Annotated in this window: 1 pseudogene; it reads left to right on the top strand. The window is 60.6% G+C overall.

The window, feature by feature from the left end:
- Positions 1–221: pseudogene (locus tag AF337_RS25570) on the top strand (hypothetical protein); the annotation flags it as partial.

Below are 221 nucleotides of genomic sequence, written 5' to 3'. Positions count from 1 at the left end.
GTCTCGACCGTTCAACTAATGACCGGCGAGATCATCGGCTATCTCACCGACATGGGGGTAAGCCCCAATCTGCTGCAGCTCAGCCTGTCGATCGACAGCACTGATATACGGTATCTTACCGCTGCGGAAATGCGAGACTGGAACATCAACACGCTCGAGGATATGCCCTCGGCACAGGAAAGCACGCCGCCCCCGCCGGGCGCCGCACCGCAGGAGAGCGC

It is taken from the genome of Rhizobium ecuadorense (assembly GCF_001187535.1).
Lineage (GTDB): Bacteria > Pseudomonadota > Alphaproteobacteria > Rhizobiales > Rhizobiaceae > Rhizobium > Rhizobium ecuadorense.
This window is presented reverse-complemented; position numbering and strand designations above follow the sequence as displayed.